General features: G+C 36.9%; 16 protein-coding genes and 1 riboswitch. Of the genes, 2 read left to right on the top strand and 14 right to left on the bottom strand.

All coding sequences use genetic code 11. The features are described 5' to 3' along the window. Positions 1-64 precede the first annotated feature (64 nt). The 3 genes from IGJ24_RS06145 to IGJ24_RS06135 form a co-directional block, all read right to left on the bottom strand. The gene (locus IGJ24_RS06145) at positions 65-691 is read right to left on the bottom strand and encodes a LysM peptidoglycan-binding domain-containing protein (RefSeq protein ID WP_086317875.1); all 627 of its coding nucleotides are present in this window, start codon (positions 689-691) and stop codon (positions 65-67) included. Positions 692-766: 75 nt separating this feature from the next. After that, a complete protein-coding gene (locus IGJ24_RS06140) occupies positions 767-2,209 on the bottom strand; it encodes a RecQ family ATP-dependent DNA helicase (RefSeq protein WP_289865556.1) in 1,443 nt (480 codons plus the stop codon). Next, positions 2,210-3,244, bottom strand: a complete 1,035-nt coding sequence (locus IGJ24_RS06135) for a helix-turn-helix domain-containing protein (RefSeq protein ID WP_086317873.1) — start codon at positions 3,242-3,244, stop codon at positions 2,210-2,212. 35 nt (positions 3,245-3,279) lie between these two features. Here IGJ24_RS06135 and IGJ24_RS06130 point away from each other — a divergent pair, with 35 nt between their 5' ends. After that, on the top strand, positions 3,280-3,498 hold the full coding sequence (locus tag IGJ24_RS06130; RefSeq protein WP_002357617.1) for a ferredoxin: 219 nt from the start codon (positions 3,280-3,282) through the stop codon (positions 3,496-3,498). A 22-nt stretch (positions 3,499-3,520) separates the two neighbouring features. Here IGJ24_RS06130 and IGJ24_RS06125 read toward each other — a convergent pair whose 3' ends face one another. The 8 genes from IGJ24_RS06125 to IGJ24_RS06090 all read right to left on the bottom strand — a co-directional run bounded on the left by IGJ24_RS06125 (position 3,521) and on the right by IGJ24_RS06090 (position 11,572). Next, a complete protein-coding gene (locus tag IGJ24_RS06125) occupies positions 3,521-4,852 on the bottom strand; it encodes a zinc ribbon domain-containing protein (RefSeq protein WP_002398998.1) in 1,332 nt (443 codons plus the stop codon). Between the two features lie 255 nt (positions 4,853-5,107). Further along, entirely contained in the window at positions 5,108-5,773 is a 666-nt protein-coding gene (locus IGJ24_RS06120) for an ECF transporter S component (RefSeq protein WP_002382314.1), read from the bottom strand. 71 nt (positions 5,774-5,844) lie between these two features. Further along, a riboswitch (FMN riboswitch) is annotated at positions 5,845-5,964 on the bottom strand. A gap of 152 nt (positions 5,965-6,116) precedes the next feature. Next, on the bottom strand, positions 6,117-6,833 hold the full coding sequence (locus IGJ24_RS06115; RefSeq protein ID WP_002357624.1) for a pseudouridine synthase: 717 nt from the start codon (positions 6,831-6,833) through the stop codon (positions 6,117-6,119). Between the two features lie 3 nt (positions 6,834-6,836). Then, entirely contained in the window at positions 6,837-7,442 is a 606-nt protein-coding gene (gene scpB, locus IGJ24_RS06110; RefSeq protein ID WP_002357625.1) for an SMC-Scp complex subunit ScpB, read from the bottom strand. Further along, positions 7,439-8,233 carry a segregation/condensation protein A gene (locus IGJ24_RS06105; protein WP_002420210.1) on the bottom strand — a complete coding sequence of 265 codons (795 nt, stop codon included), beginning with the start codon at positions 8,231-8,233 and terminating at the stop codon, positions 7,439-7,441. Before IGJ24_RS06105 ends, scpB begins: the two co-directional genes overlap by 4 nt. A gap of 64 nt (positions 8,234-8,297) precedes the next feature. Beyond that, complete coding sequence (gene xerD, locus IGJ24_RS06100; RefSeq protein WP_002397289.1) at positions 8,298-9,188, bottom strand: site-specific tyrosine recombinase XerD; 891 nt, start codon at positions 9,186-9,188, stop codon at positions 8,298-8,300. Between the two features lie 168 nt (positions 9,189-9,356). Then, entirely contained in the window at positions 9,357-10,286 is a 930-nt protein-coding gene (locus IGJ24_RS06095; RefSeq protein ID WP_142956390.1) for an alpha/beta hydrolase, read from the bottom strand. A gap of 194 nt (positions 10,287-10,480) precedes the next feature. After that, entirely contained in the window at positions 10,481-11,572 is a 1,092-nt protein-coding gene (locus IGJ24_RS06090; RefSeq protein ID WP_002357630.1) for a DUF871 domain-containing protein, read from the bottom strand. 181 nt (positions 11,573-11,753) lie between these two features. On the opposite strand from IGJ24_RS06090, the gene IGJ24_RS06085 reads away from it, so the two are divergent. Beyond that, on the top strand, positions 11,754-12,503 hold the full coding sequence (locus IGJ24_RS06085; RefSeq protein ID WP_289865557.1) for a peptidylprolyl isomerase: 750 nt from the start codon (positions 11,754-11,756) through the stop codon (positions 12,501-12,503). 43 nt (positions 12,504-12,546) lie between these two features. Here the strand turns inward: IGJ24_RS06085 and IGJ24_RS06080 are convergent, their stop codons facing one another. The 3 genes from IGJ24_RS06080 to IGJ24_RS06070 form a co-directional block, all read right to left on the bottom strand. Beyond that, positions 12,547-12,921, bottom strand: coding sequence for a YxeA family protein (locus IGJ24_RS06080; protein ID WP_002357632.1), 375 nt, complete (start codon positions 12,919-12,921; stop codon positions 12,547-12,549). Between the two features lie 142 nt (positions 12,922-13,063). Then, positions 13,064-13,609 (bottom strand): TetR/AcrR family transcriptional regulator, encoded by a 546-nt coding sequence (locus IGJ24_RS06075; RefSeq protein ID WP_002369419.1) that lies wholly within the window; start codon positions 13,607-13,609, stop codon positions 13,064-13,066. 218 nt (positions 13,610-13,827) lie between these two features. Further along, a complete protein-coding gene (locus tag IGJ24_RS06070) occupies positions 13,828-15,126 on the bottom strand; it encodes a PTS sugar transporter subunit IIC (RefSeq protein WP_002363934.1) in 1,299 nt (432 codons plus the stop codon). Positions 15,127-15,140: the final 14 nt, after the last annotated feature.

Below are 15,140 nucleotides of genomic sequence, written 5' to 3'. Positions count from 1 at the left end.
TTCTCATGTAATCATTCGTCGCGGTTTAGCCCTTGAAAGTGCTGTCCAAACCTCTTTTTCTGGATTATTTAATACGTAATGGTTGTCCTGGATAAAACACAGATGTATCAATCCCAGGATTTAACGCTAAAATTTGTTCTAATGTCATTCCGTTACGTTCGGCAACTTGACGTGCCCCTTCGCCACTTTGAACGGTATCATAAACAGGTTGTTGGTTCTGCGCTTGTTGCTGTTGTTGATTTTGAGCTTCTTGTTGTTGTTGCTGCTCTTGTTGTTGCTGTTGCTGTTGTTGTGCTTGTTGGTCCTGTTGTTGCTGTGCAGCAGCATCAGAACTTGAAGGTATTGTATTTTCAGCTGGTTGGCTGCTTGCTGGTTCTGAGCTTTCCACTGATTTTGACGTACTTTCTTTTTTCTTCTCTTTTGATGATGATTGGACTAATGAAGAAGATGGCTGGCTATTTTTGCTAGCACTTTCGTTCGGTTTCTTGTCTTGCATCATCCATAAGAAAGTCCCAATTGGAATGGCAATAATTAATAATAGCAAAATAACTAAAACAGTTAGAAATAATGAATTTCCTCGTTGCTGTTGGCGTTTTGCTAAACGAGAACCACCACCATTTTGATCAGGTTCATAAATTGATTGTTCCCATGGCTCACGAGCTTGGTTTTTCTTTTTGTCCTTTTTACTCACTGCTAATTTCCTCCTAAACTTCTCTCGCTTGTTATTATATCATAGCTTTTGCCAACTGCCGACTAAAAAAATGAATTAATCACGTTCTTTAAATAATTTTAGAAATTTAGAACGCCAACCTTCTTCATTTTGATTGCTGGTCTTGTTCGATTTTACTATTGAATCTTGGTAAATGTCAAAGAATAACGCACAATTATCACAACAAGTTTCCAGTGATTGTTTTACAATCGGTTCTTGAAAATAAGTTTGAATCAACGTTCTTCGACAGGTTGTGGTTTCAATATACGTCAGCATCCCTCTTAATTGCGCTTGACGATCTTTTTCTTTCTCCTCTAAACGATGCTCTAGCTCTTCAAAAGAATAATCCTTGGCTAAATAGCCTTGAACCCATTTTTGTTGTAACTCGGTGGCATTTTCTAACAAACCTGCTTGTTCTTCTCCTTCAATCAGCGATTTTAAGGTCGCTCGATTCGCTCTTGTCTCTTCTAAGAAAAACCGATGAATAAATTCATCCCCTTTTTTATACAATAATAGCGCCCAACTTTTTTGACCATCACGTCCAGCTCGCCCGATTTCTTGCAGGTAATTTTCTAAGCTATCAGGCAAATCAAAATGAATCACTCCACGAACATCAGGTTTGTCGATTCCCATCCCAAAAGCATTCGTTGCACAAAGAATATCGATTTGATTATCAATAAATTGTTCTTGCAAGCGACTACATTCACTAGCCTCCAAGCCCCCATGATAATAGGCTACCTTAAAACTGGTTTTTGCCTGAATAAGTTGACTGATTTGTTCTGTTTTGTTGCGCGTGGCGCAATAGATAATGATTTTACCAGCCGTTTTAGATAAGTAATCTAGTAACACTTCTTCTTTTTCTGACGTTTCCTTCACGAACAAGCCAATATTTTTTCGATTCACTGAAGAAAGAACTTCTTGATAGCTGCCATGAGAAAATAATTGTTTTATAATTGCGTGCTGTACAACGGGTGTCGCTGTGGCAGTTAACGCCAAGGTCAAAGGAAAGTCTAGCTGTTTTTGGACCAGATCTAATTTACTATATTCAGGGCGAAAATCGACGCCCCACTGATAAACACAATGGGCTTCATCCACCACAAATAATGCAATTTTTTGGCGTTGTAACACACTAAGTACTTCTTGCTGCAAAAGCATTTCTGGGCTTAAAAACAGATAATCGTATTGGAACATTTTCGCTAAAACATAACGCTTTTCTGAATATTGTAACGTACTGTTTAAGGCAACCGCACCTTTAATTCCTTGTCTTTGTAATTGACGCACCTGATCTTCCATTAACGAAAGTAAAGGAGAAACAATTACCGTTAGTCCCTCTAACTTCTGGCCCACAAATTGATAACACAATGATTTACCAGTCCCTGTTGGCAAAACAGCCAATGTATTCATACCGTCAAGTAAGTTTGTAATCACTTCTTTTTGACCAGGCTTAAACGCTGCATAACCAAATCGAGTGAATAATTCTTGTTCTAATGTCAACAACACTCACTCCTTTTCTTGCCAAATTTGTTGGATTTGATATAAGCGAAAATCTAAATAAGAAAGCGTCTCTTCTTGCGCTCGCCAATCCCGATACACCCACAACCGCGGATCTTGTTCTGTTTGAGCCAAGTTTTGGAGTATTGCCTCCTTTTCAAGATAAACAGACGCCTGCAGCTGCCCTTGAATAGCCAACTCTAATAGATGGTCATGAATGGTACTCAGTTTTATTTTTCGCTGCTCAGCAATTTCTTGAAGTGTCTTACCTTCCGTTAACAATCGTTGAGTTTCTTGCATACTTTGGTTTAGATTTTTTTCTAGATACGGCCATACAAGCGTTTGTAAAGCAGGATAGTTTCCTCCGTACATTATCAACAGCAGTAAATGATGAACCGCTTGCGTGTGCCACAAACGCTGTTCAAGAGCTGTCTTATGGGGTGTTAATTGCTGAGGAACTTTGCCAGTTTGCTGATAACCAGAAAGTTGCGCAACCAAATAGTCGCTTTCTACTTCAGGTAGTAACTCAAACCCTCGCAACAGTTCTTCTTTGATTGATTGAATGCGCTGCTCTTTCTTGTCTTTTTGTAACCATCGTTTCAAATATAGTTGCGGAATCGGTGTTGATAAAAGTGGAATATACTGTTTTTCCTCAAATGATAAATACGAAGTCACTTGCACGGCAAATTGAATGAGTTGCCAACTTTCTCGATCACTTCTGCCAAAACGATAAAGATCAATTGCAGGATAATCCAGCAACGAAAAATGGTGCTCCTTTAAAAATAGTTGCCCTTCTTTTGTTAGTTGAATCTCATTTGTCTCTTTGTGATACTGAATTTGTTTCGCCTTCGAAAGTTTTTCAAGAAATTGAAAATAGGCTTGTTCGGAAATCGTTGGCCACCAGCCAATGAATCGTAAACAATCATATAAAAAACCATAAATCAAAACAGAGCTAGTCCGTTTGCCTTTTAAAAGATGATACAAAGTTGATGCACGTACCTTGTATCCGTGAGATAATAACGCTAAAATAAAAGTTGCTTCCATAGTAAACCTCTTTTAGATAGGATGTGTCACTGTTTATGCAATCACGTTTAGTTCCTGAAAAATGTATTGCTTGTGGACTTTGTCAAGTTTATGCGCCCAATATATTTGATTATGATGATCATGGGATTGTCCTTTTTAAAGACGAGCCGCATGCTCGACAACAATTTATTCCAGAAAACGAACGCGAGAATGTGTTAAAAGCGTACCGCAAATGTCCCACGCGTGCAATAGAAATAAGCAAAAATGAGTGCTAAATAATTTAGCACTCATTTTTGCTTAGAGTATTTTTTCGAGCCACGCAAGTGTTTGCTCATCTATCGAAACAAACTGTAATTGTCCTTCTTTTAGCGGTTCTTTGACTAAATGAATTTGATCATTTAGGCCATTGATCCATTCATAACGAAGACCATTTTCTTTTGCTTTAGAATTTTTAGCTTCTAAATAATAATTGACATGGTAATTTTCTTTACCATCCAATTGTAGCGTATTAATGGTCACTTCAAAATCTGGTGAAACATCGGTCGATTTCTTTTCACGTAATCGTTCAAGTGCTTCAATAAAAGAAGGAAATTGAGGATTATTTTCCCCACCAACGAGATATTTTTTAGCAAATTCTGTACTATCCGTATGACTTTTCACTTGTTTGGCAAATGCTTGATAAAAGGTTTCTAGCGCTTTGCGGGCATCATAGTCGCTAGCTAACGGAAAATTCAATTGTAGCGTTGGATTATCGGAGAGCGCTTCGACAAAATCATTTTCACCAATCGTTTCTTTTGATGTTTGAATTTCTTCTCCATTAATCGTCTTTTTAAGTTGAATCGTCATCCCTTTGGACCAGAACAAAGGGCCAATCGTTTTGCTTCCATTCGTTAGCGTACCAACTTTCCGATCATTAATATAAATATCTGCGTCTGGCAGATTGCTTTCCACAACAAAATTCATTCGTTTAAAATCTAAAGGAATACTAGAAATATAATTTTCCTCTTCTAATAAACGATACTCTTCTGTGATAACAGGTTCGCCGGTGCTATCTTTCACTGTGGCTGTAAAAGTATATTGTCCTGGCGCTAAGGGTCCCAATTCCTTTTGATAAGTGGTTGAGTCGGAAGTGCCCACTTCCCGCCCGTTCATTGCCAACGTCACACCGCGCTGATTCGTCGTTAACTGAACAGAAACAGGCGTTAAAATGAATTGATAACGGTGAAAGAAAAATGCTGTTTGACTTGTTTCGCGAATAGTTAAACCATGTAGCTTTTTATCCTTTAATAGCGCTTTTTCTAATTTTTTTAGCTCAGTTGGATTTTTTTGATAATAAGTGATTAAAGGCTTAATGCTTTGCGGATTCACTTGAAATTCAGACTCGTTCGTCCTCATTTTTTTACTTAATTCTTGGGCATCACCATTCTCAATCGCTTCAATAAAATGAGAAATTTGTTGTTCCTTAGAAAAATAATGCGTCCCGAGAAAATAGCTACCCGCTCCAAGAACGATGAACACAAAAAGAAACACCCAGATCCAGCTTCTTTTTGATCTGAGAGGAGTAGATTCGTTCCCTTTATTCATTGATGGTTGTGCTTGGTTTTCCTCTTGATGCATTGATTCATTCATTAGCGGAGCGCCGCATTCTTCACAAAAGGACTCCGTATCACGATTCACGTGACGACAATTTTTACACTTTTTCACTCAGGAAAACTCCTCTTTCTTTGATGATTTCTATCATACCAAGGGAAAGTTAAAATTACAATGCAGATGGTTTAGTATTTTTTAACAGAATGATGACAGATTATGACAACCTCTTTTCTTTTAGGCGTAAATTTTAAAAACCCACTGTCAAACATTGTTCAACAGCAGGTTTTTTATCATTTATTTTGTTAACGGTGTTTTTTTCTGAATAGTATGTTGTTTTTTTGATAGCCATGGCAATAACTTCGCATGTAGTACTAGAAAAACACCACTGACTAAGAGGCCTTTAATAAGGTTGAATGGCACAATACCAATCGCCACATAGCTTGCTAAAGATGTTCCTAAAAATTGTTGTGTGGTCACACCATATAATTGTAAGTAAATGGGTGTAATGACAAAATAATTCGCAATACTCATGAAAATCGTCAAGGCTAAGATCCCACTTACTAGGCCCACTATCCGATTTGTACGGATATTTTTCTTTTTACCAAAGAAATAAAAAATTGGCAAGGTGAAGATACTACTTGCTAAAAAGCTAGCGAAATCTCCCACCATATTTTGCGGTGCTAGTCCGGTTAAGAACAGGTGTAGCAACGAACGAACAAAAGCAGTAATTACTCCTGCTAACGGTCCGTACAAGAACATTCCGAGCAGAATCGGAATATCACTAAAATCGATTTTCAAAAAACTAAACGCCGGCATAATCGGAAATGCCACAAATTGTAATACTGTACCGATTGCGGCCAACATTGCAATGCTGACCATTTTTTGTACCTTGTTGTTCATCTGAAATCCTCCAATTAAGGACCCATCTTCAACGAACTTTTTGATTCGCTTCTTTGTCATACAAAAAAACCCTATTTTTCTGCAGGGAAAAATAGAGTAGGATTATCTGATGAAAAAGCGTCTCAAATAAGCCCTATCTTCTTTATCCAGACTATACTGTCGGTATTGGAATTACACCAATTCAATCGTTAAAAACGAGTCGTGGACTATAACCACCGGTCGGGAATTACACCCTGCCCCTGAAGACGAACCTTGTATTATATTTTTTTACTTACTTAGTGTAACCGATTTGAACAATGAATGCAACTAACTAAGCTTTTTTATTAAATTTCATTGATTGCTTCGTTTCTCAAAAAAAAACAATCCCTTCGCCATAAGCGCGAAGAGATCGAGTCATTTTATCTTATTTAGCTTGATTTAATAATTGACTGATTTCTTTTTTAGTTAAATCACGATATTGCCCTGGTCGCAAACCTTGTAAGGTCAACTCACCGTAACGTTCACGTTTTAATTTTTGAACAGGGAAACCAACAGCTTGAAACATTTTCTTCACTTGATGATTACGTCCTTCATGAATCGTTAATTCCACGACACTGCTACCTGTTTTAATATCCGCTGAAAGAATTTGAAAATTGGCTGGTGCTGTGCGTTTGCCATCAATGCGAATGCCTTTGGCTAATGGCAATAGATCTCGTTTAGTTGGTACACCTTTAATTTTTGCTACGTAGACTTTATCTACTTCATGTTTAGGATGGGTTAATTTTTGTGAAAAACTTCCATCATTCGTTAAAAGTAACAACCCAGAAGTATCATAATCCAGACGACCGACTGGATAAATTCGCTCAGTAACATCTGTAAAATAATCCGTTACTACTTTACGGCCTTTATCGTCAGACACCGCAGAAATAACCCCTCTTGGTTTATAGAATAAATAATAACCATATTCTTCTTGATAAATTGGTACACCATCAACCTCAACAGTATCTTGTTTACTTACTTGCGTTCCTAATTCTTTAACCACTTGGCCATTGACTTTTACGCGACCTTTGACAATTAATTCCTCTGCTTTGCGACGCGAAGTCACCCCAGCATGAGCAATTGCTTTTTGTAATCTTTCCATTGTTTAAGCTTCCTCGCCTTCTGTTGTTTCAGACATTGGGTTCGTTTCTTGATAACGATCAAAAAATAGATCCATTGGTAGTTCTTCTTCTAATTCATCTTCCATTTGTTGGATATCTGGTAATTCATCTAAACTTTTCAACCCAAAGTAATCCATAAAATACTTCGTTGTGCCATACAAAATTGCTCTACCAGGACCATCTACGCGGCCTTTTTCTTCTATCAACTGACGGGCAACTAACTTTTGGATAGAGCCAGAAGTCTGTACGCCACGAATTTCATCAATTTCAATACGCGAAATTGGTTGCTTATAAGCAATAATGGATAATGTTTCTAGCGCCGCTTGTGATAAGGCGTTCGACATAGGCGATTGCGCATATTTTTTTAGTAATGAGGCATATTTTTTCTTAGTTGTTAAGACAAAATGATTGCCGACTTCTAAAATATTCAACGCTGATTTATTGTCAGAAGCATAATGTTCTTTCAATTTCGTTAATTCTTCATAGGTTTTTGCTGTTGACTTCTCTAATAAGTACGCAAGCTCTTCCAAGCCAATTCCTTCTTCGCCAACCACAAATAAAATTGCTTCAATTTGACTAACTAATGTCACTGTGTTTCCTCCACCTCTGTTGTATCTTCCTGCTGGGTTTCTGTATTAAATAACAAAATTTCACTATAATTATTTTCTTGTTCAGCATAAATCACGCCCGTTTTCATTAATTCTAAAAGAGCCATGAACGTTGTCACAATTTCTTGTTTGGAATAAGAATCGAAGAAAGAATCAAACGACACTGCCTTCCCTTTCTGTACTTGACGCATACGTTCTGAAATAGCGGAGATTTTTTCTTCGATGGAAACATCGTCACTAGCAACAGTTGTTTCAACAGGCTGGCGATTTTTTTTCTTTTCTAACATGGCGTGAAAGGCTAGAAATAAATCAATTGTATTGATTTGATTAGGCGGTAGTGTTGTATCTTCCTCTTTATAATCATCCATATCCATTGGTTCTTTTGTATAATAGAGTTTACGTTCTTCTTCTTTTTCATGTAAAACAGTCGCTGCATATTTAAATTTCCGATACTCCAATAACTGAGCTACTAAAGCTTCCCGTGGGTCTTCCTCTTCAAAAAAATCTTCATCATCAATGATTTCAAGCTCTTGTTTTGGAAGCAACATCTGACTTTTAATAGCCATTAAGGTGGCAGCCATGACTAGATATTCTCCAGCGACTTCTAACTCTAAGGTTTGCATCGCATGAATATAAGACATGTATTGTTCAGTTACTGCTGTAATGGGAATGTCATAGATATCGATTTCTAATTTTTGAATTAAATGTAGTAGAAGATCCAGTGGTCCTTCAAAGACATCTAGTTTTAAATTAATTTCTTGCAAAAACGACACCTACTTTCTTTTCTCGACTTCCTAGTTTACCATAAATTTATTCGTTTGTGGGCATTCTCGCAAATTAAGCCCGAGGAAAATGTTCCTTATAAACATCTGCCATTCGTTGTTTGGTAATATGTGTATAAATTTGTGTCGTGGAGATATCTGCATGTCCTAATAATTCTTGTACGATTCTAAGGTCTGCGCCATTTTCCAACAAATGTGTCGCAAAGCTATGCCGTAATGTATGCGGCGTAATATTTTTCTCTATCTGGGCTTCTCGAACAATCTGTTTTAAATTTTTCCAAATGCCCTGTCTAGATAACGGTTCGCCATGATGATTAACGAACAGGTGTGTTTCATTCGGATGGTTTTTAATCAATTGAGGTCTGGCTTCGTTCATATAGCGCTCAATCCATTGAATCGCATAATCGCCTAAAGGAATAATTCGTTCTTTGTCCCCTTTTCCGATTGTTTGCAATAAACCAATGGATAAATGCAGATCCCCTAATTTTATTTCAATTAGTTCACTAACTCGCAGGCCCGTTGCATACATCACTTCTAAAATAGCACGATTCCGCATACCTAGTGGTTTACTTGTATCAGGCGCTTCAATTAATCGAGTCACTTCGTCAACAGATAATGTACTTGGCAATTTTTGAACTTTCTTGGGGGAGTCAATATGTTGCATCGGATTATGTTCGCTTAAGCGTTCTTGACGTAAAAATTGATGAAATCCTCTCAAACTAGAAATCATCCGAATCACACTTGCTGAAGCTTGCTGTTCTTCGTGAAGGGATTGCAAAAATTCTGTAATCATGTAACGGTCAACTTCGTCCCAAGAATGCAAGCCTTGTTCTTGTAAAAAGGCTACGTATTTTTTTAAATCTCGTTCGTAACTCCGTCGTGTGTTATTTGATAAGCCCCGCTCTATTTGTAAATAGTGTAAATAATCGACTAATTGTTCTTCCATTATCCTTCCCTCATTTCTAGTACTATCCTATCAGATTATGCCCTAGATTGCATGGGTAAATTCCAACTTATTAAAAAAAATCAACTGACAACAAAAGACTTGTTCACTAAGTCGTTAACTTAAGAACAAGTCTTTTGTTTTTGCTACTATTAGTAAAGAATAAATTTGTTATTTTATATATTTATCTAGAAAAGCAGCTACTGTTTCCTTATATTTTTCTGGGTTTTTATTATAAGCTTTCGCATGCTCTGCTCCAGGCACGACATATTTCTCTTTAGGTCCTTGGGTTGCATTATAAACTTCGTCTAACATACTAAACGGCACAAACGTATCATTTTCACCATGAATAAAGAGCATTGGTAAATGATTCTTTTGTAATTGTTTAACAGCGCTTGCTTCCCCAAAGAAATAGCCAGCTCTAAGTTTCGTAATCCCGCTAGTAACATTAACTAATGGGAAACTTGGTAAATTGAAAAGCTCTTTCAATTGATATTGCAACTCCTGATTGACTGTAGAATAGCCACAATCTTCCACAATGGCTTTCACGTTATCTGGTAATTTTTCCCCGCTCGTCATCATGACTGTAGCAGCACCCATACTGACACCGTATAAAGTGATTTGTTCTTGCTGACCATTTTCGGTTAAAACTTTCTCAATCCATTGGACATAATCTTTACGATCAGGCCAGCCGAACCCAATATAATCTCCTTGACTTTTCCCGTGACCACGCGCATCTGGCGCTAACACATTGTAGCCCCAATCATGATACATTTTCGCAAAGACAGACATCGTTTCTGCCGAACCCATATAACCATGCGCCATAATAACGGTACGATTACTTTTTTTGTCGGCTGGTAAATAAATGGCCTTTAGACGTAGCCCATCTTCCGAAGTAATTGACCATTCTTGTCGATTTTTGTCATCTTTAAACCACTCGCCTTCAGGTGTCTGGACCACTTTTGACCCTGGGGTATTCTCATTTATAAAGTCTTTCTTTCCTGGAACTACTGCATAATTATAAAAATATAAGCCTGCCGCAATTAAACCAATTGCAATTACTACAATAAGCGCAATCAAAATTTTTAACCATCGATTCATCTACGTACTCCTTTTATTTAAACTGTATGATTCATTATAAGTTGTCGCCCTTTTTTTGACAACTACCATTCAAAGATTCAGCCATCTTTCTTTACCACTACAATGGGACAATTTTGTTGCGACAAAAAAAGCATAGCACAAAAATGTTACCTTTTGCGCTATGCTCCACTTATCTATTTATAGGAAACTAAAAATTATTTATTTTCAATAAGTTTAAAACTTGACCATGGTTTCAAAAATTCTAATAAGAAACGTTCGTCATCAGAAATACGACCAACCACATTTACACGGCCATCATTTTTCATTTCTTTTAAAGCAATTTGTGTTTCCCCTTTGTATTGTCCATAGCCAACGTTGTCAATCAAGACATCGCCTCGAACAATATCTCTCGTTGTATGAGCTGGGAAAGGACGATCTTTATAGTAAACACGTGTCATTGTTGAACGCAAAACGTAATCAGAACGATCTCCACGATAACTGTGTAAGTTATCGAACAATGCAATTCTTTCATCTTCTGTGATTTCTGGTTCTGTATCCACTTTGATCGAAGGATACGGTGCATGAAAGGCTTCTGCCATTGCTGCTAATTCTGCTTCTGAGGCATAAGCATTTCCGACAGAAATATCATCGATTAATCCTGTTAAAACTAAATGCTTAACTTGCGTTGCAATTTCTAAATCGCGGTGGTCTTCCAAAGAACATAACCCATCTTGTGTCGGCCATGGCCCAAATGTAGCATCGTGTGAGTTCACAAACGCCATCGTATTTAAATTATATTTTCTAAATTTTTCTGAACAATAAACAAAATGATCATAGCCTAAGCCGGTATAGCGATGTGGATAGAAATTATGTGAGCCTAGTAAATTTTCTGTGTTTGGTGAGTAGGCCATAATATTATCTACATAACTTGTCCCTGAACTCATATTAATTTCAATTTTAATGCCATAAGGGTTTCTTGTCATATTCGCCTCTTCTTGCCCAGTAAAACCAAGATCTAAACGAATACCGTAAGCGCCCATATCATGGAAAAATGATAAATCATCATAAGAGATGCCTAATTGTTCGAACAATGCAGGATTAATATCGACCATCACTTCCATACCTAATTGGTTGGCGTAATCTACGACTTTTTTAAACTCTGCTAATACCTTTTCCCGATCATCATTGATTTGCAATAAACTAGTAAAGACACGCTTAAAGCCGTATTTATGAGCCAAATCCAAATATGCTTTGTCCTTTTCAAATGTTGAACGTTCTGGATAAATTGAAATACCTAATTTTCCCATGTGATTGCCTCCTAAATTGTAAAACATAATAATGTATCTGCTTACATTGTAACAAAAAAAACAAAAATGGTCTACACCTTTCCTATAGGAAATCTTATAAAAATTCCACTGGTTTGTTATCTTCTCTTTTGTTATGATAAAAAAGAACCTAATTGTCAGTGTGAAAGGAAGAGGAAAACAGATGAAACATAAGAAAATGCTTGCTGTTGCTTCAGTTGCAGCATTCACCTTGCTTTTAGCAGGCTGTAACACAACCAATAATAAAGGCACGACCGCAACGAGTGATTCTGTCGCTAAATCCAGTGAAAGCAAAACAAAGGATTCGGTCGACTTAAATTCACTAGATTTACCACAACTAGATGACAAAGTTGCCGAAGATCAAGACTTAGTCCAAATGGTTACTTCAATGGGAAATATTGAAATCAAACTATTTCCTAAACAGGCTCCAAAAACTGTCGAGAACTTTATGAAACATGCCAAAGATGGCTATTATGATGGATTGACTTTCCACCGCGTCATCAATAACTTTATGATCCAAGGTGGCGATCCTAGCGGTGATGGAACTGGCGGAAACAGCATCTGGAATAAACCATTTGAAGATGAATTTTCAAACCAGTTATATAACATTCGTGGCGCGTTATCAATGGCGAATGCAGGATCTAATACTAACGGCAGTCAGTTCTTTATTGTCCAAAATACAGATGATCAATCTGATGGTCTTTTATATGATGATTATCCAAAAGCAATCATTGATGCTTACAAAAAAGGCGGCTATCCTTCTCTTGACAAAAAACATACTGTTTTCGGTCAAGTAACCAAAGGAATGGATATTGTCGATAAAATTGCCAAAGTCGAAGTTGGTGCCAACGATAAACCAAAAACCGATGTTAAAATTGAAAAAATCAATATTCTTCAAGAAGCAAAAAAATAACAAAAAGTCAGAACGTACGCTGAAGATACGTTCTGACTTTTTGTTATTTTTGAATCGCTTGTAATGCCTTTTCTGGTACTTGGTCTTGATTGACCTCTTCATACGTATTGATGTGGGCCCCTTTATTTGAGACTTTTAGATAATGATCTGTTTTTAATTCATGGTCCGCTGTAAAAGTTATTTCTCGTGTTTTGCCTTCCTCATCTGCGGCTACTTGCGTATAACTAGCAATTCCATAGCCATTAACGCTATCGGCTTTCTTTGTTTTAACATACACATTTCCTTCTTTAACCAATGGATTTAATTGATCTAACACACCAGCTAATTCGCCAGAGTTCTTCTCTGCGTAAAACTTGGCCCCAAATAAACCACCACCAATAACAATTGCTGTCACCACTAAAAATTTAATAAATTTCATCACATAAATCCTCCCGAGTAATTATTCTCTGTTACTTCTTCCAAAGTATAGCAAGATTTAAACAATCCTTCCTCGGGCGCAACGACCAGTTTTTTCTCAGACTTATGTCGTATTTTTGTTATTTTGAATAAATAACAAAACACTACTCTTCTATCAACAATTGACTTAATAATTGAATTTCTTGATTCTTAGTTAAGTCAATTGTTTTCATTGTAACCGCTGTGGCTAAACCTAAATAGATTACCACCATTTTAGGAAATAATTCGACAAATTTTCCTTTGTCCATTTGTACATATTTTTTATCCAATAATAAATGCTCTTCAAAAAAAGTTTGAAGCATTTGCTGCAATTCTTCTTCATAACCATGTGCTTTCATAAATAACGCCGTATAGATTTTTTGATGTTTTTGGGCAAATAATATAAAGTTCAGACCCAATGCAATCACTGGGTCTGAGGCACCGACATCTGCTTTATAAAATAATTGCATACGATGAAATAACGATTTAATTAAGGTTCGTTTTAAATCGTCCATGTTGACAAATTCTAAATAAATTGGCTGCGTAGAAATCCCCATAGCATCTGCAATATTTCTAGCAGTTAAATTAGAAAAACCTTTATCTACTAAAATTTTTTCAGCTACGTTTAAGATTTTTTCCTTTGTATATACCTTCGTTCTAACCATTTTCATACCCCTTTTCTCTTTTAGTTAACAATAACTTTATTATGTTCACACAAAAGAAAACCATTTTCATTATATATATAATATTTTACACTTTTTTATGCGTTTCTTTTCTCAAAATTTTCTATACATTTCAAAAAAATTGAGAATTTTCATCACCTATAAACAAATAGGTCCAGAACAAAAGGTCATCACCTTTTGTTCTGGACACTAAACGGCTGCACTTTTTATTCTTCTATTTGTTTGCCTTGTTCTTTGGCAAGCTCATTTTTATCATAAGCTACAAAGAACGGATAGTAAATCAAGATGGCCACTAGAATTAAAACAATATTCAAAACAGCAGCACGCCAATCGCCGCCTGTCGCCATAAAGGCGCCAATTGGCCCTGGTAAGGTCCACGGTGCGGTAAAGACAACTTCACTTACTAAACCTAATTTAGTGGCAAACCAAGCAATCGTTGCTAAAACCATTGGTGCAAAGATAAAAGGAATCATTAAAATCGGATTTAAGACAATCGGTACACCGAAAATAACTGGCTCATTAATATTAAAAATAGACGGTGCTAAAATAGCTTTTCCTAGTTTTGAACCATATTCTGATTTTGCCCGGAAGGCTAATAATATAGCTAAACCAATTGTGGCTCCAGCACCACCAATCCAAATAAACCATTGGTAAAAAGGTTCTGCCGCAATCCGAGGTAATGCTTCGCCAGCTGCTTTAGCAGTCGTGTTTTCCTCTAATAGTTGTAGCCATAGAGGACGCGCCAACGATCCTACGATTGAAGCGCCGTGAATCCCAAAAAACCAGAAAAATGTTGTTAAAAAGACTAACAACAAGACACTCAATAAAGAGTCCGCTGCTTGAACTAGTGGTCCTACTAAGTTCCCTACAAATGTGTGCCAATCAAAGCCTAAATAATAAGTGATTGAACCAATCAATAACATGACAATTAACGTCGGAGTCAACGATTCAAATGAACGAGCAACAGCAGGTGGAACGTTATCAGGCATTGTAATTTTGAACTTAGACTTATCTGTCACTCGATAGATTTCGACAGCAATAATTGACGTCACAATCCCGACAAACATCCCTGCACCACCCAAATTAGCCATTGGTAAAACAAACCCAGAAACGCCAGCTGCTTTACTGGCTTCTTCAGGAATCGCCACAGGTACTAATGTTAATAAAAAAGCAATCGTAGCCAAAATCCCTCCAGAGACTTGATCAAGATTATATGATTTCGCTAAACTAGCGCCAATGCCAAAAGTCGCATATAACGCCATAATGTACATTGTCATTCGGTAAGGCAATAAGATTGTAGCAGCATTACTTGTTAAAAATTGAGTAATGCCCCAAGATTCTGGTAACGGCGGAAACGCAATAATTAGAAAAAAAGAACCGACAATAATTAAAGGTAATGTCGCAATAATCCCATCCCGCACCGCACGTAAATGGCGCTGATTGGCAATTTTAGCCATTGGTCCAGCTAGATGATTTTCAATCCAAACAGTCAGTTTATCTAACATAAATAACACTCTCC

This window comes from Enterococcus sp. DIV0546 (genome assembly GCF_051712785.1).
Classification (GTDB): Bacteria; Bacillota; Bacilli; order Lactobacillales; family Enterococcaceae; genus Enterococcus; species Enterococcus faecalis.
This window is presented reverse-complemented; position numbering and strand designations above follow the sequence as displayed.